The 25,053-nt window shown below is 53.3% G+C and carries 15 protein-coding genes and 2 tRNA genes; 6 read left to right on the top strand and 11 right to left on the bottom strand.

Annotated elements, in window-relative coordinates; translation table 11 throughout:
- Nucleotides 1-116: 116 nt before the first annotated feature.
- From mutS to P1X16_RS16100, 3 genes are all read left to right on the top strand, one after another.
- Nucleotides 117-2,870, top strand: coding sequence for a DNA mismatch repair protein MutS (mutS, locus tag P1X16_RS16110; protein WP_277232963.1), 2,754 nt, complete (start codon nt 117-119; stop codon nt 2,868-2,870).
- 251 nt (nt 2,871-3,121) lie between these two features.
- Nucleotides 3,122-3,194, top strand: a tRNA-Gly gene (locus P1X16_RS16105).
- 85 nt (nt 3,195-3,279) lie between these two features.
- Nucleotides 3,280-3,363: transfer RNA gene (locus tag P1X16_RS16100), tRNA-Leu, on the top strand.
- Nucleotides 3,364-3,487: 124 nt separating this feature from the next.
- Here the strand turns inward: P1X16_RS16100 and P1X16_RS16095 are convergent.
- A complete protein-coding gene (locus P1X16_RS16095) occupies nt 3,488-4,357 on the bottom strand; it encodes a methylated-DNA--[protein]-cysteine S-methyltransferase (protein ID WP_277231039.1) in 870 nt (289 codons plus the stop codon).
- A 493-nt stretch (nt 4,358-4,850) separates the two neighbouring features.
- On the opposite strand from P1X16_RS16095, the gene P1X16_RS16090 reads away from it, so the two are divergent.
- Complete coding sequence (locus tag P1X16_RS16090) at nt 4,851-5,576, top strand: LytTR family DNA-binding domain-containing protein (protein ID WP_277231037.1); 726 nt, start codon at nt 4,851-4,853, stop codon at nt 5,574-5,576.
- Between the two features lie 55 nt (nt 5,577-5,631).
- Here P1X16_RS16090 and P1X16_RS16085 read toward each other — a convergent pair whose 3' ends face one another.
- The 3 genes from P1X16_RS16085 to P1X16_RS16075 form a co-directional block, all read right to left on the bottom strand.
- Nucleotides 5,632-8,457 (bottom strand): PAS domain-containing hybrid sensor histidine kinase/response regulator, encoded by a 2,826-nt coding sequence (locus P1X16_RS16085; protein WP_277231035.1) that lies wholly within the window; start codon nt 8,455-8,457, stop codon nt 5,632-5,634.
- A gap of 212 nt (nt 8,458-8,669) precedes the next feature.
- Nucleotides 8,670-9,107, bottom strand: coding sequence for a hypothetical protein (locus P1X16_RS16080; protein ID WP_277231033.1), 438 nt, complete (start codon nt 9,105-9,107; stop codon nt 8,670-8,672).
- A 155-nt stretch (nt 9,108-9,262) separates the two neighbouring features.
- Complete coding sequence (locus P1X16_RS16075) at nt 9,263-9,754, bottom strand: archaeosortase/exosortase family protein (RefSeq protein ID WP_277231031.1); 492 nt, start codon at nt 9,752-9,754, stop codon at nt 9,263-9,265.
- A 219-nt stretch (nt 9,755-9,973) separates the two neighbouring features.
- Here P1X16_RS16075 and P1X16_RS16070 point away from each other — a divergent pair, with 219 nt between their 5' ends.
- The gene (locus P1X16_RS16070) at nt 9,974-10,957 is read left to right on the top strand and encodes a MoxR family ATPase (protein WP_277231029.1); all 984 of its coding nucleotides are present in this window, start codon (nt 9,974-9,976) and stop codon (nt 10,955-10,957) included.
- A gap of 538 nt (nt 10,958-11,495) precedes the next feature.
- Here P1X16_RS16070 and P1X16_RS16065 read toward each other — a convergent pair.
- From P1X16_RS16065 to P1X16_RS16055, 3 genes are all read right to left on the bottom strand, one after another.
- The gene (locus P1X16_RS16065) at nt 11,496-12,335 is read right to left on the bottom strand and encodes a hypothetical protein (protein WP_277231027.1); all 840 of its coding nucleotides are present in this window, start codon (nt 12,333-12,335) and stop codon (nt 11,496-11,498) included.
- The gene (locus P1X16_RS16060) at nt 12,332-12,931 is read right to left on the bottom strand and encodes a sigma-70 family RNA polymerase sigma factor (RefSeq protein ID WP_277231025.1); all 600 of its coding nucleotides are present in this window, start codon (nt 12,929-12,931) and stop codon (nt 12,332-12,334) included. The genes P1X16_RS16065 and P1X16_RS16060 overlap by 4 nt, the downstream gene beginning before the upstream one ends.
- 258 nt (nt 12,932-13,189) lie before the next feature.
- Nucleotides 13,190-15,820 (bottom strand): PA14 domain-containing protein, encoded by a 2,631-nt coding sequence (locus P1X16_RS16055; protein ID WP_277231024.1) that lies wholly within the window; start codon nt 15,818-15,820, stop codon nt 13,190-13,192.
- A gap of 925 nt (nt 15,821-16,745) precedes the next feature.
- On the opposite strand from P1X16_RS16055, the gene P1X16_RS16050 reads away from it, so the two are divergent.
- Nucleotides 16,746-17,576 (top strand): class I SAM-dependent methyltransferase, encoded by an 831-nt coding sequence (locus tag P1X16_RS16050; protein ID WP_277231023.1) that lies wholly within the window; start codon nt 16,746-16,748, stop codon nt 17,574-17,576.
- Nucleotides 17,577-17,633: 57 nt separating this feature from the next.
- Here the strand turns inward: P1X16_RS16050 and P1X16_RS16045 are convergent, their stop codons facing one another.
- The 4 genes from P1X16_RS16045 to P1X16_RS16030 all read right to left on the bottom strand — a co-directional run bounded on the left by P1X16_RS16045 (nt 17,634) and on the right by P1X16_RS16030 (nt 25,020).
- A complete protein-coding gene (locus P1X16_RS16045; RefSeq protein WP_277231021.1) occupies nt 17,634-18,893 on the bottom strand; it encodes a polysaccharide biosynthesis C-terminal domain-containing protein in 1,260 nt (419 codons plus the stop codon).
- A 131-nt stretch (nt 18,894-19,024) separates the two neighbouring features.
- The gene (locus tag P1X16_RS16040) at nt 19,025-20,239 is read right to left on the bottom strand and encodes a glycosyltransferase (protein WP_277231019.1); all 1,215 of its coding nucleotides are present in this window, start codon (nt 20,237-20,239) and stop codon (nt 19,025-19,027) included.
- A 196-nt stretch (nt 20,240-20,435) separates the two neighbouring features.
- Nucleotides 20,436-22,091 (bottom strand): T9SS type A sorting domain-containing protein, encoded by a 1,656-nt coding sequence (locus P1X16_RS16035; RefSeq protein WP_277231018.1) that lies wholly within the window; start codon nt 22,089-22,091, stop codon nt 20,436-20,438.
- A gap of 115 nt (nt 22,092-22,206) precedes the next feature.
- Complete coding sequence (locus P1X16_RS16030; RefSeq protein WP_277231016.1) at nt 22,207-25,020, bottom strand: TonB-dependent receptor; 2,814 nt, start codon at nt 25,018-25,020, stop codon at nt 22,207-22,209.
- Nucleotides 25,021-25,053 lie beyond the last annotated feature (33 nt).

Below are 25,053 nucleotides of genomic sequence, written 5' to 3'. Positions count from 1 at the left end.
TTTTCGTGCAACGATACTCGCCCCGTCTGCTCAACGATGCGCGAAGCTGGAGCTTCGCGCTACATGCTGCCCCAGTGAAAACAAGTACTGCCGCCCCCGACAAGAAGCCCATCCGCATGCACGGCTCGCTCGGCCCCGCTCCCGTGGCCGATACGCCGCTCATGAAGCAATACTACCAGCTCAAGCAGGCTCACCCCGGCGCGGTGCTCTTGTTCCGGGTCGGCGACTTCTACGAAACCTTCGGCGAAGATGCCGTGACGGCTTCCCGCATTCTAGATATTACGCTTACCAAACGAGGCGCGGGCACCTCTTCGGAAGTAGCCCTAGCCGGCTTTCCCCACCACGCCCTCGACAACTACCTGCCCAAGCTAGTGCGGGCGGGGCAGCGCGTTGCCATCTGCGACCAACTCGAAGATCCTAAGCAAGCCAAAGGTCTCGTCAAGCGCGGCATCACGGAGCTGGTTACGCCTGGCCTGAGCCTGCACGACAACGTACTGGAGCGCCGTTCCAACAACTACCTCTGCGCTATTCACTTCGGCAAGCAGGAAGCCGGCATCAGCTTCCTCGACATTAGTACGGGGGAGTTTTTGGTGGCGCAGGGGACGGTGGACTATCTCGGTAAGCTTCTTCAGAACTTCCAGCCCGCCGAGGTGCTGTTTTGCAAGAAAAGTCGGCAGGAATTCGAGGGCCATTTTGGTCCCGACTACTGCCACTACGCGCTGGACGAGTGGGTTTTCGGCTTCGATTACGGCTACGAAACGCTCACGCGCCATTTCAATACCACTTCGCTGAAAGGTTATGGCATCGACACGCTGCGCGAAGGCATTACGGCAGCAGGTTGCATCCTACATTATCTCGCCGAAACCAAACACACCGATGTGGGCCACATCGGCAGTATTGGCCGCCTCGAGGAAGACAAATACGTGTGGCTCGACCGGTTTACGGTGCGCAACTTGGAACTGGTGCAAGCTCAGCACCCCGGCGGCGTGCCCCTGATCGACATTCTCGACCAAACTGTTACGCCCATGGGCGCCCGCCTGCTACGCAAGTGGGTGGTGCTGCCGCTGAAAGAGCCAGCCCAGATTCAACGCCGCCTCGATACGGTAGAAGCGCTGCTTCAGACCCCTGAACTGCTGGAAAGCCTACTGCAGCACCTGCGCCAAATCAACGATTTGGAGCGGCTAATATCCAAAGTGGCCGTGCGCCGCATCAATCCGCGTGAACTGCTGCAACTCGCACGCGCCCTGGAAGCCATTGCGCCCATGCGGGAGCAACTGGCGGCATCTGGCATCAGAGCTTTGCTGAAGCTAGCCGACCAACTCAACCCATGCGCAGCACTCCGCGAAGAAATTCAGTCGAAAATTCGGGTTGATGCCCCCCTGCTCACCAACCAAGGCGGCGTCCTGAACGAAGGCGTCGACAAAGAGCTCGACGAGCTACGGGCCATTGCGTTTTCGGGCAAGGACTACTTGTTTCAGTTGCAGCAGCGCGCTGTGCAGGAAACTGGTATTTCAAGCTTGAAGGTGGCCTATAACAAGGTATTCGGCTACTACCTCGAAGTTACCAACGCTCACAAAGACAAAGTACCCGCCTCCTGGATCCGGAAGCAGACGTTGGTTAATGCCGAGCGCTACATCACGGAAGAGCTGAAAACCTACGAGGAAAAGATTCTGCACGCCGAAGAGCGGTTGTTCGTCATCGAGCAGAACATCTATAATGACCTCGTGCTGTCAGCAGCCGAATACGTCACTCAGATTCAGCAGAACGCCCGCGCTATTGGTATCACCGATTGCTTGGCCTCGTTTGCTGCCACGGCCCGGCAGTATCGCTACGTGAAGCCTACCGTCAACGACAGCACAGTGCTGGAAATTAAGTCTGGCCGCCACCCTGTTATCGAACGGCAACTCCCGCCCGGCGAGCAGTACATTCCCAACGACATCCACCTCGACCAGGAAGAGCAGCAGATTGTGGTAATTACGGGCCCGAATATGGCCGGCAAGTCAGCCTTGCTGCGCCAAACGGCCCTGATTGTGCTGCTGGCTCAAATCGGCTCCTTTGTGCCCGCCGACGCGGCCACCATCGGCATCATCGACAAGATTTTCACCCGCGTAGGCGCTTCCGACAACCTGAGCAAAGGCGAAAGCACGTTCATGGTGGAAATGACCGAAACGGCCAGCATCCTCAACAACCTATCAGACCGCAGTTTGGTGCTGATGGACGAAATCGGGCGCGGCACCAGCACCTACGACGGTATCAGCATAGCGTGGGCACTAGTCGAGCACTTGCACAACAACCCCAAGGCCCGCGCCAAAACTCTGTTTGCCACCCACTACCACGAGCTAAACCAACTAGCCGACGATTGTCCGCGCGTCCGCAACTACAATGTGGCAGTACGCGAAGCCGATGGTCGTATTCTGTTCTTGCGCAAGCTTCAAGAAGGCGGGTCTGAGCACAGCTTTGGCATTCACGTGGCCCGTATGGCCGGTATGCCCACTTCGGTGGTGCTGCGCGCCAACGAAATCATGCACCACTTAGAACAGGAGCGCGCCAGCGCCGGCCTCGATACCGACGCTCCCACCGAGTTCGACGAAGTACTATCCGGCCTTGATAACCAGCAGGAAGCGAAGGTAGTACACCTAAATGGAGCGGCTGGCGCAGCGGCCACTAGCCACCGGGGTCCTGTACTACAGCCCGCAGCGGCCGTTCACAATGCGCCCCGCCCGAGCCTACAGCTTAGTATGTTCGAGCCTGCTGACCCCGCTATCGAACGAGTACGAGAGTTACTTCAGGCCCTAGATGTAAACACGATGAGTCCCATCGAAGCACTCTTAAAACTAAACGAGCTAAAATTGGCGCTTGGCAGCAAATAAGCGCAACAGTGCCACCTTTGATATGAGGTGGCACTGTTGGTTTTTGCCGGTTATGGCCGCTAGTAGAAGCTATACTAATGCAAGGATTGCTACTTAAGCGGTAACTAAATCGAAAAAATTTCCGCCTGAAAATCAGTGAAAAACGCTCAAGCCGCAGTAGAAATCACACTTTTTTTGAGGCATACCCTTGACAAGCCGATTTCCTGTAGTACCTTTGTCACACCAAAACGCCACTACGGTGGCTGACTCAAGCGAGAGTAGCTCAGTTGGTAGAGCGCGACCTTGCCAAGGTCGAGGTCGCGAGTTCGAACCTCGTCTCCCGCTCGAAGAGGATGTTGCCCCGCAACATCCTCTTTTTGTTTTTGGCAGCTTAGGTTGGGTGATATACCTTTGCCGCAGCTACCAAAATGCCGGAGTGGTGGAACTGGTAGACACGAGGGACTTAAAATCCCTTGCTTTCACGAGCGTACGGGTTCGATTCCCGTCTCTGGTACTAAAAAGGGGCTTTCTACAGATGTAGAAAGCCCCTTTTGCTTTTGAAGCCCGTTACACTTCCTCTGCTTACCTGCATACAACTACTACATCCAAGCATAAGCGGAAGCACAATGTCTGCTGCACTAGCTCATTAATTGAAGTTTGGCTTGAGTTGCTTCCCACCCAAGCAAAGCCTGCTTGCGGGCACTTCCCCATCGGTAGCCTCCCGGCCCACCATGCTGTTGAATAACCCGGTGGCAGGGAATCAGGTAGCCAATAGCATTGGCTCCAATGGCCCCACCTACTGCCTGACTCGCATTGGGTTGTCCGAGGGCAACGGCCACGTCCCGGTACGAAACCATAGCTCCAGCCGGAATGCGTAGCAATGCCTCCCAAACCTTAATTTGAAAATTGGTGCCTTTCAGCAATAGGTTGAACGGCTTGGCTGCATCAGCGGCTCCAGCGAACAGCTGCGTAACAATGGCTCCAGTTTTAGTGGCATCGGGCAGTAGCGTTGCACCAGGCCAAGCGGCGCGCAATTGGCTGAGTGCCGGCTCTCGCTCACTAGCATCTTGAAAAGTAAGACCACAGATACCCCGCTCGGTGAGGCTAAGCAGGCATTCACCGAAAGGAGTAGCATGAAAGCCATAAACAAGCTGCATTCCTGCTGCCTGCTCTTTGTATTCAGCTGGTGTCATGGCTTCATATGTAACAAACAAGTCGTGCAGACGGCTCGCGCCCGATAGGCCCGCTTGGTAAGTAGCATCCAATACGCTTCCTGATTCGGCTAGTACCTGCTTGGCGTATTCTTTGGTCAGAAAACGCGTAAACCGCTGCGGGCTAATGCCAGCCCACCGAGTGAACAGCCTGTTAAAATGAAACGGGCTCACATGGACATGCGCCGCAATGTCTTCCAGCGTTGGATGCTGAGTGTAGTTGGCCGCAATAAATGCTATAGCCTGTTCTACTCGAGCGTAATCTAACTCTGCTTGTGAAGTGTGGGTGGATGCCATGGGGTAGTGTGTTTGTATAGCACCAAATGTATCCTCCGCCTTGCTGACCTTCAATCTGAATCTTGCGGTGTTGGCTGCTCTTTTCAGCATGCAGTATTAAAAGCCAGCACCTTCGCAAGGTCTATAAAAAGCGCTTCTGTAATTACTCTATGTTATTCGCAACATGAACTGCACGAAACTTATGCGCTATGCTTATAACATTATAAGTGAAAGTATGGTATCTATAACGTTACTGTAACTTAGTCGAAGCAGTTGGTAAAGTGTGCAGGATGAACATACAAGGCTCAAGGCCACTATACTCTAATAAGGTCGGGAGGAAGGATGCGGTGATTGATCGGTTAGCGAATACCTTACTTTGTACCTAAGGAAGAATGAACCTCTTAGTAGCTTTCCAGCACACCCTGACCACAATTGGCTACTTCATCAAATAAACAACGCTTATATTTCGCTAAATAAGCTATAAACTTCGGCGTTTTTTCACATCGTCTATCTTATGTCCAATCCGGGGGCACTTACTTGTTTGGTCATTGATGATGACACAATGAACCGGCTTACGCTGGAACATTATATTGGCTTGACGGAATCTTTGCAATTGGTGGGCTCTCTCAACGACGGCGCCCAAGGCCTAAATTTCTTTCGGGCCGGCAATAAGGTTGATTTATTGTTCCTCGACGTTGAAATGCCAAACCTTAGTGGCTTAGAACTTTTGCGGGTACTTACCGACCCGCCAGAAGTTATTCTAGCCACTTCATACGAGCATTTCGCCGTCGACGCTTTTGCACTGCGCGTAACCGATTATTTGGTGAAGCCCTTCGACTATGCAAGGTTCAGCCAGGCAGTACAGCGCGTATTAGAGCGGCGGCCTACCTCCACCATACAGCCTTCTGCTCCGTCGGCCCCGGTCTCTTCTGACCTATTTGTGAAGGTGAACAACCGGATGGTGCGCCTCAACTTCGATGAGGTACTCTACATTGAAGCGCTGTCCGATTACGTTACCATCGTAACGCTACGCCAAAAGCATATCGTGTACACCACGCTCAAGTCGTTTGCGGCGCGGCTCTCCTTCGACCACTTCGTGCGGGTGCACCGCTCCTACATTCTAAACATGAAGCACGTGGAGTCGATTGAGGATAACACGGCTCGGTTGGCAGGTGGTCATCAGATACCCATTGGCGTTTCGTATCAGGAAGCGTTTTTCAAAAACCTGAACCGTTTTTAGGCACCTATAGGAAACAGCAGTACTTCTCCCATCCGCACAAAATCCCAAGTGCAGTTTACCCCACGGCTAGCTGCAAAGCGGCACATACTCGCTCTAGCAACTCGCTGAGGCGGCGGGCTGCCACTTGGCGGGTTTCTAGGGAAGCGTGCTGCTCTTCCAGAATATGCAGATCGTCGAAAGCCGCCGTAACTTGAAATAGCTTCAGGGAGGATTTTAGTTTGTGCGCCAGCGTAGTCAAGCCTAGCCAGTCTTTGGCCGCAGCAGCGTCGGCAAGATCGGTAGCCACCACCGGTATTTCGGTTAGGAATACGTTGATCATGCGGCGCATAAAGTCTTGGTTGCCGTGGGCGTTTCGCTCTAGCTGACTTAGATCGAAGAGCGGGGCAGCTGCTGGGGCTTTGCTGATTGGTTCTGGCATAATGGCTGGTGTGGCGGGCGTAGATGTGCGGTTGTCGGCGGGAAAAAGCTGAGCCACTAACTTTTGGTAGAGGTCGGCTTCCTCGAAAGGCTTGGTAAGACAGTCATTCATACCCGCCTGCAGGTACCGCTCCCGGTCTGTGCGGAAAGCATTTGCCGTCAGGGCTATTATGGGAATATCGGCCCGCGCAGGGTCTTGGCTCTGGCGAATGGCTTCGGTCACTTCCAAGCCACTCATACCCGGCATCTGAATGTCCATCAATATCACGTCGTAGTCACGTGCCAGAAACAGGGCCAAAGCGTCGGGGCCGTTTACGGCACTATCAACGGCAATGCCCCAGTTTTTGAGGATGAGGGTCGTGAGCTGACGATTGGTTGCGCTATCCTCGGCCAGCAGCACGCGGGTACCACGAAGGCGGTTGTAATCGGGAGCAGCGGGCAGGGGCGGTGCTTGCTGATCGGGTGCTTTGGGCAGCGTGAGCGTAAAGGCAAACCACGTGCCCTGCCCCGGTGTGCTTGACAGTTCTAGCTCGCCGCCTAGCTGCTGCACCAGGCTCCGGCTAATGGTGAGGCCAAGCCCGGTACCGCCGAAGCGACGCGAAGTGTCGGCGTAGGCTTGCGTGAAATTTTCGAAAATCTGCTCTTGCTTCTCGGCTGGAATCCCGATGCCGGTATCGCGCACCCAGAAGCGAACGGTAACGGCAGTAGCGGTATCGCGGAGCACGTCGCTGCCTAGCGTGACGCTGCCTCGCTCCGTGAACTTGATGGCGTTACTAAGCAAGTTGAGCAACACTTGGTTGAGTCGATAAGGGTCGCTGAGCACCACAGGTTCGGAGAGGCTCAGCGGCTGAATATCGAAAATCAGGTTTTTCTCGGCGGCCCGGTATGCCAAGGTCTGAGCTGCCGTGCGAATAGATTTGCTGAGGTCGAAAGGTATATGCTCGAGTTCAAGCTTGCCCGCGGATATTTTAGCCATATCCAATACATCGTTGAGAACGGCCAACAGGTTGCGGCCCGATGTTAGAATGGTATCTAAATATTGGCGTTGCTGCGCATCGAGGGGAGTTTTGGCTAGCAATCCGGCCATTCCTAGCACACCGTTCATGGGAGTGCGAATTTCGTGGCTCATGTTGGCCAAGAAGTTTTCCTTGGCGCGTGCATTTGCTTCGGCTTCGCGCTTGGCCCGGCGTAGCTCCCGTTCGGCTTGTACCCGCTCTGTGATTACCTGCCCGTAAGCTACCACGTACGGCTCTTTCCCTGGATCATCCACTTTGAAATTGTTGAAAAGAATATAGTGCTGTTCGTCGTGCTGGTTGACAAGCTTCATCACCCCCTGACTGTGCTTGTTAACTTTGATTTCAGTTAGGTATTGCTGTACGCCCGCGTGTAGTTCGGGTGGCACGGCTTGGGTTAAGTGGCACCCAACAATAGTAGAAGCCGGCAGCCCCATTAACTCTTCCACGGCCGGATTCACCGATAGGAGGCGGCCCTGTAGGTCGTGGGTGCCGATGAGCGCCTGCGTATGGGCCAGCAGGTCGCGGTACTGGGTGGTACTGCGCTCTAGCGTTTGGCGCGCCTCTTTTATTTCGGTGATATCGGTAGCAATGGTCAGGACGTGCACGGTGCCATCGGGCTGGGGCAGCGGCAGCTTACTGATCTGAAACCACAGCACACTACCATCGGCTAGGGTGCAAGAGCTTTCCTGCATAACGGGCCGCTGGTGGTGCAACACTTCGCGATACGCTGCCTCCCACTGACGCAGCTCAACGACCTCGGCCAGATTTAGCTGCTGGGGTGCTGCATGGTGGCTGCGCGCCGCTAACTCATGAAAGGCCCGGTTACGGAAAATGAGCTCCCCCTGCGCATCGCGCACGTAGATGACCTGCGGGCTTGCGTCCGTTATCTGTTGAATCAGGGTTTGGCGCTCGTCGGCAATCGTTTTGTTGTGGCGGCTGCGCACTTCGGCCGCTAGTTGCTCGGTGATATCGAGGCCGTAACCTAGCACCAGCGGTGGCTCACCGGCAGGCCGAGCCATGGGCTTGAAGTGGCGCTGGTGGCTGCGCGGACCCTCCGGATAGGGCGTAACATCTTCCCAACTGACTTGCTGCTGCTCGTGCAAAACTTTATCGAACATGCGCCGCCGCTGCTGAGCTAATTCGACGGGAAAATGATACCGCTGGCAGTAGTCCAGCACTGTGTGCCCCAGTAGCCAGGTGCGAGCCTCCTCGTCGGGTACGGCCTGCGGATTGGCATATACATACCGGAAGTGTTGATCAAGAACGACCACCTCCACGGGCAATTCTTGCAAAATATTAGCGTAAAAGTCGCGCTGTGCACGCAACTGCTGTTCGCGTTGCCGGGCGGCTGCCAGCTCCCGCTTTAGCTCATCCACCTGCCCATCGGTAGCAGGTTGCCCTGGTTGTCCGGTGGTGAAAAGGGGGATAGAGGAAGCAGATGGTTTCATAAAGAAGCACAGCACGGTTTTTACAACTTCACTAAGGTAATGCCTGTAGAGCGGCTTCCCAGAGGGGCTGGCTGAACTATACAGCCTAGCCGCCAAGCAAGCCGCCTTACTCGGTCAGTACAACTGCCTTTCACGCAATTGCGCGCTTTGTATATTACTACAAAACACAATAAGTGCAATTGTTCTGTTATTGATAATACCACTATCCACGTTCACCTATCTTCCTTACTTTTCGGCGAAACGTACCAGCGCAACAGCGGCACCAACACGATAACAGGCAATGGCGAGACAATAAAGTCGATGAGACGACGGGCCAGACGGTAGGCCCACGGTACGTCGCCGGCTAATTTGGCTCCTGCTAGCAGCAGACCACATGCCCCAAATACAATCAGGTACAGCAACGCGGCCCAGCGCATGCGCCGACCGCCACGAGGCAGCAGTAGGCGCAGTAGCAGCAAGCAGGTGCCGGTGTAAAGCAACCCGTAGCTAAGCATAGTGGGCAGACTGCGCCAAGTTATTTGTCGGCTTACGCTGCGCTGCAGAGCAGCTAGCTCATCAGCTAAACCTATGCTGGTAAAGACCCTTTGCCAGCCTGCAGTTAGGGCGTCAAACACAACCCAATCGTAGGTACCCAGATAAAAGAGAATCAATACTAAACCAGCTATAGCCAGAACCCGCCCCAGACTACTTAGGAGCCGGGAGTAGCTAGTAGCTAGCGGGTAGAGTTTTACTGGTGCGGCCATACTCATACAACCGTGGGCCGCACTGCTGGTGTAGACATAGCTAAATGCCGCGCCCATAGCATCTAAAGCAAGAAGATACAGCCATACACGATAAACGTGAACGTGTAGTGGTGATTGAAATCCACTGTCTTGAAGGAATAAAGGAAATTCACGGCCAATGCCGCTACTCGCACCACGTTTAGGAGGTAGACAATAAAAATACCGGCGGGTATGAACCAGACTTTACGACGCAGTGGCCCGGGATAAGCCAGCACAAACCCAGTAAACAAAGCGTAGAGCACCAAGCCATTGCAATAGTCTCCGACGTACACAGCCTTTTGCTGGCCCATCATAATAAGGATAGAATCGTCGGGAGCAATACGGGCCGGAAAGCCGATTGCACGCAGTACCATAGCGGCCGTTGCGGCTATATTATTGGAAAGCAACGAATTGAGTCTACCGTCTGGTAATACCCAATACTCGTACCCGAAAAACCAGATCAGATAAAGAACAACTGCCAGCACTGCAAAGCGACGCAGAGAACGAGCAGGTAGCGGAGCGGTAGCAGTGGTCATACACAAGAAATAGTGTTTACAATGCGCCTAGATGCGTAGCTCTAAGATAACATCTACAGCGTACGGACGTAGCCAGACAGGCATAAAACACGTGGAGCCTTATTTCCGGGCAAGTCGCACGTTCTTTTATATTGGCTGTTACAATCTTAGCTTACCCTTGTTAGGCGAAGCCGCCTGATTCTTTACCTTTATTGCCACCCTCCTACTCAGCCATCCCCTATGCTTTCGCCCGAAACTGCCTCTATTCCCGACTATCAGCAGAAGATCAAGCAAGTATTTGCCGAAGTCGGAAAAGTAGTAGTAGGCCAGCATTACATGGTAGGGCGGTTGCTGATCGGCTTGTTTACGGGTGGGCATATCTTGTTGGAAGGCGTTCCTGGCCTAGCCAAAACCCTTACTATCAGCACACTATCCAAAGTACTACACTTAGATTTCCAGCGCGTGCAATTCACGCCCGACTTGTTGCCCTCCGACTTGGTGGGCACCATGATTTACAATCAGAACCAATCGGTATTTGAAGTAAAAAAGGGACCTATTTTCTCCAACCTAGTGCTGGCCGACGAAATTAACCGCTCTCCCGCCAAGGTGCAGAGCGCGCTGCTAGAAGCCATGCAGGAGAAGCAGGTGACCATTGGCGAAACCACTTATCCGCTGGACTTGCCGTTTTTAGTGCTGGCCACTCAGAACCCCGTTGAGCAGGAAGGTACCTACCCTTTGCCCGAAGCCCAAGTCGACCGGTTTATGATGAAGGTATTTGTGGACTACCTGAAAAAGACCGACGAGTTGGAGGTAATGCGCCGGATGGCCAACATGAGCTATGTGGGCGAGGTCAACCCAATTCTAACCAAGGAAGACATCTTTGGTATTCGGCAGCAAATCAACCAGGTCCAGATTTCTGAGACGCTCGAGAAATACATCATCGAGTTGGTATTCGCGACGCGTAAGCCCGCCGACTACGACCTTCCGCAGTTTCAGCAGTATGTGCAGTTTGGGGTAAGCCCGCGGGCCAGTATTGCGTTGCACCGAGCCGCCAAAGCCGTAGCCTATTTCGACGAGCGGGATTATGTGCTGCCGGAAGACATAAAAGACGTAGCTACCGATGTACTCAACCACCGCATTCTGCTAACCTACGAAGCCGAAGCCGATGGTATCCGTACCCAGGAATTCATCGAAGCTATTCTCGGCAAGGTGCCAATCAGTTAGGTTGATACGGCTTGCTAGTAAGTAACCATGCCTTACTGTGCGGCTGTGGCAAACGTAGATGCAGGCACTTTTACGGGCCCTGGAATACTACGTAATGCACTCTGAGCAGCAGGCACTTGAAAGCTATGCGGTGGCAATAGCAAGCTGCTTGTAGGGTGCTTTTTGGTGAGGTGCTTTACTGGAGTATAGCCTGCTACTCTTCCTACAATCAACAACAGAAACAAGGCAACAGTTAGCATCAACAGGCCCGAGGAATCGGGCCGGCTGGGTACACCAACACGAGAAGGTAAGGGCAAGCGGGTAGAGGACTGAATCAGAACGGCCATAAGCATACACTATCTAAACCCTCGAAGCGGATTGATTAGCAAGAGGAACTTGACTACACTATTTCCAACGAATTCAAGTTTGTTCCTCCCAAGACAGCACAACTCCAAGAAAGGCTGCCATTGCGTAGCCTTTTATTTTCAAAAAGTGCTCCTTAAGCCAGCAAAGCGTTGCTACCTAGGAATCTATCCTTCAACCGCGTTAACACCCTGTGCTAGAAATCAGGTTGGGCAGCTACCCGAGCCCGGCGCGGCCCAAAGAAATGCTGCCAATGCTTGACGAAATTTCTTTGAATGCGTCGTAGCCCACGTCCTCGCTCGGCTAACCGGTGGGTAGGAACCCGGTATTCAGGACGCCGTTCGCGCAACCCCTCCCCTTTTTGGTATGGTTCCAGCACTTCAGCTGCCTTGTACCCAACAGACGGCGTAGCCACTGTGCCTACATCCTGTGGCTGCTCTGCCAACGGCGCAACTTGAGAAACAACTGGTAACTCTGCTTGCACTGTGCTTTCTGTAGGCGCGGCTAGGGATTCAATAGAAGACACTGCACGCAAAGGCAGCGAATCGATAGGAGTACGTGTGTTTGCAGAGGCTACGAATTGGGGAGCCGAGGAAATGTTCCGGCTTTGGGCTTTAGGTACTGTTGCTTCCATTCGCTTGGTCACGGGCTTATCCATGACAGCGGCTACTTGCTTGGTAGTATGGGGGAAAGCTAGCGCGTTGGTAGATGAACGAGGTATCGTGTACGCCGTTTGTGCACTTGCAGGGAGTTGGGTATGGAGGCTGGCTAGGCGGGTTTTGGTAGTGGCTTCGTTGGTGGGTCGGGGTGCCGGACTTACGGTCGAAGGCCGGGGAAGCAGCCACCCAATGGTTACGCCAACCAACCCGACAATAGGCAACACCAGTAGGAGTGGTAACGGCCGCGGGGCGCCCGGCAGAGCCGACAAATGACTTTCTATTCCAGTCCACACATGGCCGGAGGGCGGCAGGTCGAAGTCACTAAACGTGTCGCGTAGCGACTGGTCTAGGCGGTCATCTTCAGTTTCCTGAATCATAGTCGGATGTAGTTATTCTGCCGGTGGTAGAGTTGGAGCAATTGTTTGCGGGCTTTGCTGAGTTGGGCTTTGGAGGTGCTCTCTTGTATGTTTAAAAGTTCACTGATTTCGCGGTGAGAATAGCCATCGACGGCATACAAGAGCAGCACCAGGCGGCACCCGTCGGGTAGTTGCTCCATCAGCGCCAACACCTCCGCTACATTTAACTGGTCGAGAGCGGAAGCGTCAGCTGCCGGCGGATCGGCTATGTCGTCGAGGGAGGCGCCTTGGGTTTGGCGGCGCATTCGGCCGCTTTGCCAATGGTTGATGGCTGTAGTCACAACGATGCGTCGGATCCAGCCTTCGAGCGTGCCTTCCGCCCGAAATTCGCTTAGGTAAGTGAAAACTTTAACGAAGGCGTCCTGCAGAATGTCTTCGGCCTCTGGCAAAGTGCGTGCGTAGCGACGAGCTACTCCCAGCATGCGGCCGGCATAACGAGCATACAACGCCCGTTGAGCGGCTGGTTCGCGGCGGGAGCAGCGGGCAAGCAGGGCGTCGAGGTCGGAAGAAGCCGGCATGCAGGAATATTTCGCCCCCGTGGTCGTGGTGGGGAACATCAGGGCAGACAAGCCAGCACGGAAAAAGGCTGCTGACTTGCCAAAGTTTATTTCTTAAGCTATGATTCGATACCTCTGGCACCTTCCACTTCAGGTAGCAGAGGGCCCAGACAAAGTACAGGTAATATTTGGCTATTAACTTCTTTACCAGCCTTCTGCTTGATAGCAAGGCAGAACGCTGGCTGTTACTACCGTATCATAAAAAAAGCCGCCTCCATACGGGAAGCGGCTTTTGTGAATTTGTTAAAGGATAATGGGTTAGTTCTGCTTAACAAACTTGCGTACAACACGGCCTTCTGGCGTGGTAACCTCCACGTGGTAGAGGCCAGCGGGCAGATTGGCTACGTCGATGATGGCAGTACCCGCTGCAGCAGTGCCTTGCAATACCGACCGGCCTAGCTGGTCGAGTACCCGATAGCTTGCGTTGCGGCTAGGCACTTCCAGAGTCAACTTAGACCGAGTTGGGTTAGGATACACGCTGATTTCCATATTGGCTGCTCCTTTTGCTGCCAGTGGGGCGTTCGGGTTGATGCGCGATAGAGCGCTGGCTGGGATGTTACCTCTTGTGCCATTGGGACTGCTATACCGGATGTTCATCACCTTGTCGCCGCCGCCATCGAAGTAGGCTACTGTGATGGCGTGCTTACCAGCCTTCAACCCGATGGTGCCGGTTTTCTCGTCTACACCATGCGACCCGTTGTTGTCAACTACTAGCTGCGAACCAATGTAGATTTGGGAGCCATCATCGGAGTTGGCTAGGAACTGGTACAAACCGTCGGTAGGCACCTCGATGTAGCCACGGAAGCGGAGCGCAAAGTTGCTCTGACGCAGAATGGGGGCGTAGCTAATCTCGGAAGCAACACCAGAACGAGTAGGCCGTAGGGCGTCGAAGTTCGGCAGGGTAGTGAAGTTGCCTTCGTAGTAGCCGTACTCCAGGCCGGAGAGCGTATGCGCTGGATTCTCGGGGGCACGCAAAACGGCCGAAGGAGCGCAGTTGTTTACTTTCAGCGAAGCCCAGTTGCCAGCGGGCCACATCACCTTGGCCCAATCAGCAATTTCGTTGAGCAAACCGCAGTCAACTCCGGCGCGGCGCATCTGCGGAATCATATACCACACTTTGTCGGCAGAGTTGCCACCGCCAGCAGGTGGAATTACGGGAACGTAGTTGGTTGGGGAGGCGTCGAAGGGGTCGAAGCCCCGTGCGTACTGCGAAGCAGGATACGAGCGGCTCTTCTTAAACCAAGTGCGCAGATAAGCTTCCAGAATATCTTTCTTCATGCCTGGGCTGACGTGCTCCCACAGGTTTTCCTGCAGATCTTCAATGAGCACCGAAGGAGCATGGTTGCGCATGATGTTCCAGCCTTCAAACGGCCGGTCCGGACCGTTTCCATTGTCGGCCTGCTGAGCAGCTTTCACCACAATCAGGAGCATCCGAGACAATTCCGACACTCGGTCGTTGCTGGCAAGGTTCAAGTCTTTTACCAAACCGTACAGGTAACCCCAGTCTACCGGATAAAAACCGTTGTTGTGGCGGTTGCCGCTGCTGAGTACCATTTGCGTATGATACCAGGCATTAGAAGCATACACGTTATTGACGGCCTTGTTGTTGTGCGACAAATCGTCACGGCCAAATGGAATGTTCAAACGCTGAGGCGACGTTTCGAATACGTGGCGCACGAGACCAGGCCACGTCCGGGCTTCGCTCTTGTTGCCGTACAGCGCTGGGCCCATACCTTCCAAGTTGAACTCCTGCATCAATTCCCAGAACTTAACCGTCTGCCACAGAGCAGTGGAGTACACTTTTATGGCGTGCTCGCGGTTCCAAGTTACACCACTGGCCACCTTTGGTACCAAGAACATATTCCGCTCGTGCTGCCAGTCCGACATATCGGTTTGCATACCGGGCATGTAGATGCCACCCATTCGGTAGCCTCGGTCTCCAGTAGCTAGGCTCCGGCGCAGGTTTATAGCGGTGTTGCCCGAACCCTGACCGTTGTACATCTTGTTGAGGTTGGAGTTGTTGAACTCGTCGCCCCAGGCATCCTTTGGGTGAATGATTGGCAACCAGTGCTTCCAGTCCAGAAACTGCATAGCCACCGGGATTTCGCGGATGTTGAGCGTAGCAGAAGTAGCAACGGCAGCTTCGTTAACACCGTTCGGGAAGATATAAGGCAAGCTTTCGGCGTCGCTGTCGAGTACGGCGTCGATGCCGGCACCAGCGGCCCATTCTACCAGTGGCCGGGAGTCTTGACCAGGACCTGGCTGATAAGGTGGGTTCCAAGGCCGAGCGGTAGCCGGAGCTGGAGCCGTGAGGGAACGGATGTAAGAAGCAATTTGCTCGGCTTGCGTTACAGACAGTCCGTGGTATTTCGCACGCTCAACGATAGAGCGGTTAGAGTAGTTGAAGTATTTCAGGTCGCGGCCATCTTGCGCGTGGCAGTCGGCGCACTTGGCTTGCAGGACGCGGGCATTTGGCAAATACGACTCGTTGAGCGAAGCATTTCTCCACAATTGCTGACCAGCAGCAACATCCGATGCGCCCGGACGAGGAGCTTGCCAAGTGGCTGGATTTTCGTCGGCAAAGGAGCTAGCAGGCATCAGACGCGTACCCCCGGCATTCAGGAAATTAAGTCTGATAACACGGTACCCGATTGTTACCCCATCAGACTGGTTGAAGCGGAAGCTGATTTGGTTAGCACCGTTTTGCACCAATCCTTCTGGCACGGCCAACTTAAGCTTGATGGTGTTATGCCCGCCGCCGATACCGCCGTAGCTTTTGCCAGGCTCCGCAACGTCGCAGGTAGTGTTATTGAGGTTAATCCAAGCGCCGTTGTTGATGCGGACGCTAGCCTTGTTATCGTAGGAGAGGTTGTTGGCTTGGAGCCACAAGTGAGTAGCCGTGTTGCCCGATGGTACCGTTACGCTTACAGTCTGGGTAACGCCTTGCGCACCTAGAACTTCAATGGGAAGAGTCAGAGTCTGAGCTCGAGTGACAACAGCGAGAACGAGTAAGCACGCTGTTAGCCATAGTTTTTTCTGGGAGTCCGCCACAGCGCGGAATTTGCTGTAGCACCGAGTACGTAAGTGAGTAGAAACTTGCATACAAAAGCTTAAAAGGCCTGAAAACAACTTTGATCCCTTGATACAGTGCTATTATTACTAACACCGTGAAAGGAAGGTATACAGGCTTTTGCACAAAAACTGCAAAATCAACTAAAATTGAACTAAACTTATCTTATAGTACAATAACAAAGCTAATTCTATATGATTTTACCGACCAAACTAGCCAGTCAATAAAAATCTTACATTTTGCTTGTCTTTATATAATACCATAAATGTGGCGTATTAACCCCTTATTAAGCATTAATACATAATTAAAGACAAACCTTATACATTGCTGATGATATAATGAATTCACCTAACACCTATCATTCGCAATTCACACTATTTATACTTATTACTTATCATGTAAATACACTTGTCTGCTTAACGAGCTTTGTTACACTGATAAATTATATTAATTAAGATGGATAGGCCAATCAACCCAATTCTGTTAATCACAATTAAGTAACAATTATAGGTTTTGCAGTAGCAGATGCATATGTCAGACAACTGCCTATTCAGCTAACTCGGATTAGTTCTAATATCTAGATATACTTCACATTAACGGCATTGAAGTCCGCTTCAACGTGCGTGCATGACGTCGATGCGAACTAGCTTTGCATAACACATTGAGAGGGGGCCATGAACACAAACTTGGTGTGCTTGCTTGCCACCTGCATAGGTTTGCCTGCTGCTACTATACTTTTGACCTGTGCTTACTACCCGTATTAAAAAAGCTCTGCAAGGCCTTACCCGTTTAGCCCGTAATCCGTGGCTACTCAACCATGTGCTAGCTGCCGACGAAACCACTTGGCAGCAGCAGGCCATGATGCATCGTACGCGCTGTCTTACTCCTACTGGTTTGCCAGCAGTGCCCCTCACCTATTTTCTATCGCCAGGCGGGCAAACTGTACGGCCGTTTGCTTTTCGTGAGGGAGGCTCGCTCCCTACTGATCTGCTCTTACTCCGCGCTGTAGCTAGCCGCGCAGCAGGCTGCCGCTACTTCGAAATTGGGACGTGGCGCGGCGAGAGTGCTGCCAACGTAGCCGAGGTGGCTGCCTCAGTACACACCCTCAACTTATCGGCAGTGGAAATGCGCAGTATGGGCCTGAGCGAACGATATATTGAATTGCACGGCTTTTTTTCGCGGCCCTTGCCGAACGTCACCCACTTACACGGCAACTCCGCCACCTTCGACTTAACTCCTTTGGGGCATTTTGATGTGGTATTTATAGATGGTGACCATCGCTACGAAGCCGTGCGGACTGATACCCACCGTGTGTTCGAGCATTTGGTCGGGCCGAATACAGTAGTGATATGGCACGATGCCAATCGCCAACCGGGCCAACCGCGCTGGGAGGTTCTAGCTGGCATTCTAGATGGGCTGCCGGCTACCGCTGCTGGCCACCTTGTCCAGGTCGAGAACACGCTGTGCGCCTTGTATTCGCCGGTGCCACTGCCGACGTACACGCTTGATCCGCTCGCTGATCCGGTTCCTTCCTTCGAGGTGACGATAAAGGTAGGGCCGCCATCAGCTTCCTGATTTCCTACTTAATGCTCGCCTTAGAGCAGAAATACACACAACGAATATGTCAGCCGCTTACATTTTACGCCGCGCCATACCCCAGAGGTAGGTTACATCAGTGAAACTCGGAAGAAAAGCCCAAGGTGTAGCGCCAGTAGCCCTATAGAAATGATACAGCAAAAAGGCTGTGGACGCCAAATAGGATAGCGTGCTAGCCAGTGCCGCGCCGCGGATACCAAACCAAGGAATTAATACTATACAAGCTGCCAGCGTTACCAGCAAACCGAGAACCGAGGCCGTGTTATTGATACGGTAACGGGCTAATCCTGCAAAATAGGAACTACACAGAATCTGGAGCGCCATTGCTATACCACCTGGCGCTAGGAACAGAATAACAGGGCGAGCCGCACCAAACTCTGGTCCGAACACTGCACTCAGCACAGCAGACGGCAGCAAGGCCAGCAGCCCGATGGCCCCGGCAGTACCCAGCACTGCTAGCCGTGAAACGCGCAAGGCTGCGGCGGGCACTGCCTCTTTGCCAGCATGCACCAAATCGACGTATTGCACCAAGGCGGTACTCCGCGGAATCAGCCAGATGGCCTCCGTTAGCGCCACTCCCACCGAAAGTATACCCACGGCCCGGGCATCGGCAAAATGGGCTACGAAGTAATAGCCGAGCCGGTAGTTGGCAAAGGCCAGAATGTTGGAAAAATGAGCTCCTCGGCTGTGGCGCCCTAGCTCGCGCACCGTAGCTCGTAGCCGCCGCTCGCCGACTAATCGGTCGGGAAACTTGCTTAATGCCCATAAGCTGGCTACGAGGGGCAATCCGTAAGCTAGGTAGGCCACATAGTAGTAAACCGGTACCACTCGCCAGCCCAGCCCCCAAAAAGCTACCAGCAGTCCGCCGGCTAGTAGGGCCACCTGCGCCACCAACAAACCGTTATAGGCAGCCTCCCGACGACGCCCGAGCAGCAAGGATGTATTAATTGAAAAGAAAGCTTGCAGCAGCGCTAGTGCCAGTAAGTGCCCAAGATACGCGGCTGGCACCTCCCGCACCAGTGCTACTACGCCTGTACCTATCAAGCAAACTACCAGGGCCCAACCGTACGCGGGCAACAGCAGATGCCACACGTTGCGCCGGGGCACCAAATAAATCAGAGACGACCCGCCTAGCAATCCGATGAACAGCAACAGCGCTGCACAGTCGGTAACAAATAGGCTTACTGCCCCCCTTCCGGCTGCTCCTAAGTAGCGGGCCGTCAGCCATACCACCCCAAAGCTCAGCAGAGCTGTACCTAGGCGAGTTGCAAAGTTTTGGATGACGCGTCGCAGCATTCAAGGAAACAAAACAAGTGTAGGATGCTGTAACGCGAAAGTAGCCTTGACTTTTAGCTACTATTTGCGGTTTCAGTCCTTTAAGGCCAAGGCAAGATAGGTGCGTAACAGCTAGGTATCCGCCGCCGGCGTTACTGCTCGTGCATGATCTGCTCATACACCCGACGGAAAGCCGCTCCAACGGCCGGATAGCTAAACCGCGCGACGGCAGCCGCCCGCAAAGCCGTCGCATCAAAACGGCCGTCGGACTCTTGCAAGACCGTTAGCAGTGCTTGCGCTAAGGCTTCTTCGTCTCCTGCCGGCACCAGCAGGCCTTTAGAGCCATCATGGGGTAATAGCTCGGGCACCCCATTTACAGCGGTAGCTACAGCTGGTAATCCACTGGCCTGCGCTTCGATGAGTACGCACGGCAAGTTTTCGTAATTGGAAAACAACACAAAAGCTTGAGCCCGACGCATTTCCTCGGCTACTTCAGAAGAGCTTAGCTTACCTAGGAACTCCACCGTGCCGTCAGCCAACAACCCTAAGTCGGTTGCTAATTGATGCATCTGCCTTTCGGCCGCTCCATAACCCGCAATGCGAAGATGAACATTTAAGGCCGGATGCGTAATGCGTAAGCGGGATACAGTGCGTAAGATACCGCTCAGGTTTTTGGCTTGCTCATTGAACGCCGCAACATTCAACAGCCCCCGCCGCGCTTCTGGCTTGGCCGGCAAATGAAACAAGTCGGTGTCCACCACATTCGGAATGATAACCGTGAGCGTGTTGACGCCCCCGAGTTGGATGAGTGCCTTGCGTAAGTCTTCTGATACGGGCGTGAAGGCAGCGGCTTGGCGTACTAATAGCGCTGCCACGCGCCCCCGTAGCCACCCCAACCGCCAAGCATTAGCGGGCAAAAAGATGGTCCAATTTTCAGTAATCAAATAGGGAATCCGCTGCCACCACTTCAACCACAACGCCACCACCCCGGTGCGCAGTAGAATGTGGGCATGCACCAAGTCTGGCTTTTGTCCGCTCCAATGCTGCTGCACTGCGCGCATTCCCTTCCTGATGCACATCAGCCATAACAACAGCTTCAGAACCTTATCAAGTCCTTCTAAACCCGTGAAGCGCGCACGGTAGTAATAGCGCCATGTAGGTACAACACCGTCCAGATCTACTTCTGCATCAATAAGCGAGGGCAGCGGACCACGCGCCACCGCAGCAAATACTACCGCAGTTTGCAGAGGCGCTTCATCGGTTGTGGCCCGTGCAATAGCTTCTATGTGCCGAGCCACAAAGTCACCGTCCTGATTATCGTAGCGGTTAGGGTACCACTTAGGCAAATGCAGAACACGAAGCCTCATGCAAGCAATAATAAAGTAGCTGATCTATTTTCTAACAAGCTCACGAGACTATTAGGGAGCGGCAGCACGCAAACACCGCAATCTAGGTATTCTGGGCAGTTGTCAGCTTGTACAGACACTGTGAAAATGCTTCAGGTACAAACATGAAAAAGCCTGCCTCTGTGGAGGCAGGCTTTTTACACTCCTATTTAAAAGATTACTTTGTTACTACAAAGCGCACAGCCTGTGTAGTTTCGCCAGTTGTAACCGAAGCAACATACAAGCCAGCCTGCAAAGAAGTAGGCAACTCGACGTTCTGCACGCCAGTGCTCAGCTTCTGCCCGTTGCGCACTACTGCTACAGTACGGCCCGTTACATCCAGTACACGTACAGTTACAACGTTAGCTTTCTTCAGTTCAAATGTGAGTTTGGCAGCACCTTCCGTTGGGTTCGGCGCTACGCTCAAACCTTGTACCTGCTCGTCTGCTTGCTTGTTAGCAAGCGTGAGGCCAGGACGGTTGTAGCACGTAGTTTGGGGGTTGAAGTTAGTCCAGCCCGCAGCCCAGTTAGCTGTCCCTGCCGGTCCGAAGGCGCCGCGGTATGCAACGTTATCAAAAAACCCACCCCCGAGTTTAGCATCCGAGAAAGCAGCTCCTCCTACCAAAGGCGAATTGGCGGGCAAATTAAAAGCGGGCACTCCGTTCGGGGTGCCGTTGGTATTAGCAAAGCTGAAATTATCGGCGTTAAGATTCAGCGCAGCAATAGTAGACAACGTCTGGTTGGCATTGGCCGCCGCTTCCCAGAAGCCCTGTACGTTATAGCTACCACCCGACTGTTGTGTGTAAGGGGACGCAATGCCAGCAAATACGTTGTTTTTCAGCACCAACGATCCGTTGGTAGCATTGGTTTGCGCTGGTCCGCCGTCGAGGGTCAGACCTTGGGGCCAGCCGGTAAATACCGAGTTGAAGATAGAGATTTGCGTGTTGCGGCGTAGGTGCAGTGCGCGGGTGAAGCGAGTAGTACTTGGTACGTTTTGCAGAAAGGCGCTCACGTTAGAGAACACAGGGGAAGTAATTGGCGTTAAGGTCGAGCCGTTAGCGTCGTTATCCGACTCGAAGGCAGTAGAACCTGAGACGTCGTCCACGGCAGGATTGCGCACCGACACGGCGTACTGCACTTTACCAGAGTAACCGAAGTCAGTATCGAAGTCGTCGTCTACGGCGGAAACGGCAACTAGGTGTTTGGCGTTCACGTTGCCGCCAAACCACTCAAAAGAATCGTCTCCCGACGCGTACACCTGGACGTAGTCGATGATGGTACCGGCACCAACACCACCCATTGTTAAACCATTGATTTCGTTATTGGGCGTTAGGGCAATGCCGCAGTACTCGATACGCACGTAGCGCAAAATACCAGAGTTGTCGTTGGGGTCCGTGCCACCGAAAGACCGGCCGGGAACGCCTTCGATAATGGGCGTGCCGGGTTGGTTGATCGGCGCCCGACCTAGAATCACAATTCCACCCCAGTCGCCAGTGTTACGCATGCCGGCAGGTTGGTTGGACGTGAAGACGATGGGTTGGGCAGCTGTGCCATCGGCAATCAGGCGGGCTCCCCGCTCAATGACGAGCGTACCTAAGCCCGTGCCTTTGATAATAGTACCAGGTTGGATAGTGAGTGTCGCGCCGCTGGTTACGTATACGCGGTCAGTAAGCAAGTACACGTTGTTGCTGGTCCAGGTAACATCCGAGCTGATGGTGCCTGGAACGGTGATTGGAGTTGGTGCTGCAGGGCATACTGCCTGAGCCAGAGCCAGCGGAGCAGTGGAAACAACAGCCGTCACAGCCAAAAGGATGGGGAGTACAAGCTTCTTCATGATGGGGAGATAGGTGATGAAGGAAAAGGGAATAAGAGGCCAGGGGCTGAAAACCAGTACGCCCATTGATTGAAAATGGGCGTATGGTTCAGGTTAGGTTTGTGTTACTTTATGATTAGAAATTGTAAGTCAAGCCAAGCGTCGAGTAACTGCCCCGACGATAGGTCCCGAAGGAACCCCGCTCATTAGAACTAATTTTGCTGTCGCGGTTGAAATCATAGTACTGCCGATAGGATTGGTTCAACAAGTCTTGAATACCGGCCCGGAGTTGCAGGTGCTGGCCAATGCCTTTGGTAACCGAGAGGTCGATGACGTGGCGGGGCATCTCAATCACCGAGTAGTTGAGGGTTTTGTCGCCAATGAAGGTGAAGCGTTGACCAATGACGTTGTACTGTGCCGACACCTGCCATTTAGCGTCATCATCCTGATAGAATGCACCCAAATTCACAACAAACGGCGACTGGCCTTGGAGTGGTCGGTTACTAAGCGCAAAGCCCTCATTTTCCTCGGTCACCTTCAACTTAACGCGGCTGTAGATAACAGAGGCATTGGCCACGAAAGACAAGCGTTGCAGAAATGAATTAGAGGCAACCTCGGCCAACCCCTTGCGCACTTCTAATTCAGCCCCTACATCGTAGGCTTGGTCGGCATTCTGAAAGGTGCGGTAGAGTTGCGTACCCGTAGAATTGAGCGTTATCTGCTCAATAGCATTGTTGAAGTACTTATAGAATGCGCCAATCGATATTAACTCCGACCGCGACGGATAAAATTCATACCGGAAGTCGCCGTTGTAAATAGTGGCGGTCTTTAAAGATGGACTACCAATGATGATAGAGTTGGTCGTGAAATCGTAATACTCGAAGGAAGCAATTTCGCGAAACTCGGGGCGGTTTACAGTAAGGCTGCCCGCTAGGCGCAACAACGAGCGCTCGTTGAAGTTGTAGGTAGCATTGAAAGAGGGCATAGGAATCGTCTTGATTTCCTTGTAGTCCTCCACTTGGTTGCTGAGTTTGCGGCGGTTATGCTCGATACGGATGCCGCCCGACACGCTAAATTTGTCGGAGATTGGGGCAACTACTCCGACATAACCCGCAACCAGGGTGTTTTCGGCGTTGTAGCGGTCTTGGGGCTTAGTTCCTTCATCAACAGTGAAGCCTGTAGTAGCGTCCAAGTTTTCAGGTGCGAAGATTTGATCGATTGGCAGCCCAATCAAGTCGCCCCGGTTGAAATTCTGTCCGCGGATAAACGAGAAATAGCGGTTACGCAAATCCCGCTCCCGCTGCTCGGTGTAGAAGCCGGCCCGGAGTTTAAATTGATTGGCTCGCGTTGTGTCACGGCCCGTAAAACGGCGCTCCCATTGGCCGCTGGCCATGTAAGTGTTTTCCTTCAGGGTAGAGAAGAACCGGCTGGTTTCCGTGATGTTGCCCTCGCGGGGGATGTTAACGGAAAAGGGCTGTTCGAACTCAGTACTGCGCGAATTCTGGTACCGGCTGTAGTCGGGCTCGTCGCGGAAAACATAGTTATAGCCTCCCGACCAAGTCAAAGTAGTGTGGTTGTTCTCCCCGAGGTCGTGCGAGCCCTGAAGCTGGCCAGAGTAGATTGTGCGGCTTTGGTAGTGAAGCGAGTAGTCGTCGCGCTCAATCTGGTCGGCGTTAGCGCCAACCCGGTGTACCACTTCGTCGGTGGCATACTGATTAAAGAAATTGCGAAACTCGAGGCGGTTACGGTCGCTGAGGCGCATTTGCCAGTTATGAATCAATCCGATCCGCAAACTGGTTAGCGCCCGCTCATCGTCGTACTCGTAATAAGCCCGGGGTTGCTGCGTGTTCTCGTCGAGTTCAATCAAATAGCGGTTGCGCTCGATGTGATATTGCTCACGGGCCTTAGAATACGAGAGCGACGTAACATTGCTAAGGGAAGTAGACCCTATATCAAATTTTCGAGTCAGACCTAGTGAAGCACGTAAATCAGGAAGGGCGCGCGTGATGGTAGGCAGCCACGTCGTGCTGCGGAACGAGCGGCTGAGATCCGTTAGTTGAGCGGCCGGTGTGATGCCGCGCTTAACGAGTTCATCTGGAACCTGCGCGGGTTGCTCGCGCTTGCCATCATCGAAGCCAAGCCAATCGGTACTGCTTCTGTCGTTGGTCAGGTAGTTGTTCTTGAAGGTCGTTCCGCTACGAACCCAACCCGAAACGGTTAAGCTAGTAGTGTTTTCCAGCACTGAATTCTTGGTGTACACTTTCACCACGCCTCCCCCCATTTCGCCGGGCAGTTCTGGCGAGCCAGATTTAAAAATCAGCAGCCTATCAATAACCGAACTAGGCAAAATGTCAAATGAAAACGACCGGGTATCCACCTCGGCCGAAGGCGTCAGTGCGTCGTTCAGTAGCACCGTATTATAGCGTTCTGCTAAGCCGCGGATTACGATGTAATTGTTGCTTTGAATGGTAACGCCTGGAATACGTTTCACGACTTCGGCCGCGTCGCGGTCCAGCGACTTCACAATCTGGTCGTTACTCATACCGCTCACCACCACCTCACTCTTCTTGAGGTCTTGGATGAGAGCCACTTCTGTTCCGGTCTGCTTTTGGCCCGTTACAGTCACTTCTTTTAGAGAAGTGGCGCTTTCTTCCATCGACCCATTCAGGGTGGTTTTGTTACCGGCTGTTACTGCAATGCCCGTAAAAGTCAGCGGCTTATAGCCGATGTAGGTCATTGTAATATTGTAGGTACCCGGATCAAGCTTTAATTCGTAGTTACCCTCAACATCAACTGGCGCGGCCTGCACCGTGCCTGTCACAATAACGGTAGCTCCAATTACACCATCACCGGTTTTTTTATCGGTAACCTTGCCGACGATAGAGCCTTGCTGGGCCATTGTTAGCGTACTGAACAACAAGCCTATAAACAGGAGAAAAAGATGACGCATACAGTAAATTTTCGTTGGCGCCACAAAACTACC

This window comes from Hymenobacter sp. YC55 (assembly GCF_029433095.1).
Lineage (GTDB): Bacteria > Bacteroidota > Bacteroidia > Cytophagales > Hymenobacteraceae > Hymenobacter.
This window is presented reverse-complemented; position numbering and strand designations above follow the sequence as displayed.

What these genes read in the sequence shown, in the direction of transcription:
- mutS (WP_277232963.1), top strand. Translation starts at nt 117, where the DNA reads ATGCACGGCTCGCTCGGCCCCGCTCCCGTGGCCGATACGCCGCTCATG.
- P1X16_RS16095 (WP_277231039.1), bottom strand. Translation starts at nt 4,357, where the DNA reads ATGGCATCCACCCACACTTCACAAGCAGAGTTAGATTACGCTCGAGTA.
- P1X16_RS16090 (WP_277231037.1), top strand. Translation starts at nt 4,851, where the DNA reads ATGTCCAATCCGGGGGCACTTACTTGTTTGGTCATTGATGATGACACA.
- P1X16_RS16085 (WP_277231035.1), bottom strand. Translation starts at nt 8,457, where the DNA reads ATGAAACCATCTGCTTCCTCTATCCCCCTTTTCACCACCGGACAACCA.
- P1X16_RS16075 (WP_277231031.1), bottom strand. Translation starts at nt 9,754, where the DNA reads ATGACCACTGCTACCGCTCCGCTACCTGCTCGTTCTCTGCGTCGCTTT.
- P1X16_RS16070 (WP_277231029.1), top strand. Translation starts at nt 9,974, where the DNA reads ATGCTTTCGCCCGAAACTGCCTCTATTCCCGACTATCAGCAGAAGATC.
- P1X16_RS16065 (WP_277231027.1), bottom strand. Translation starts at nt 12,335, where the DNA reads ATGATTCAGGAAACTGAAGATGACCGCCTAGACCAGTCGCTACGCGAC.
- P1X16_RS16060 (WP_277231025.1), bottom strand. Translation starts at nt 12,931, where the DNA reads ATGTTCCCCACCACGACCACGGGGGCGAAATATTCCTGCATGCCGGCT.
- P1X16_RS16045 (WP_277231021.1), bottom strand. Translation starts at nt 18,893, where the DNA reads ATGCTGCGACGCGTCATCCAAAACTTTGCAACTCGCCTAGGTACAGCT.
- P1X16_RS16040 (WP_277231019.1), bottom strand. Translation starts at nt 20,239, where the DNA reads ATGAGGCTTCGTGTTCTGCATTTGCCTAAGTGGTACCCTAACCGCTAC.
- P1X16_RS16035 (WP_277231018.1), bottom strand. Translation starts at nt 22,091, where the DNA reads ATGAAGAAGCTTGTACTCCCCATCCTTTTGGCTGTGACGGCTGTTGTT.
- P1X16_RS16030 (WP_277231016.1), bottom strand. Translation starts at nt 25,020, where the DNA reads ATGCGTCATCTTTTTCTCCTGTTTATAGGCTTGTTGTTCAGTACGCTA.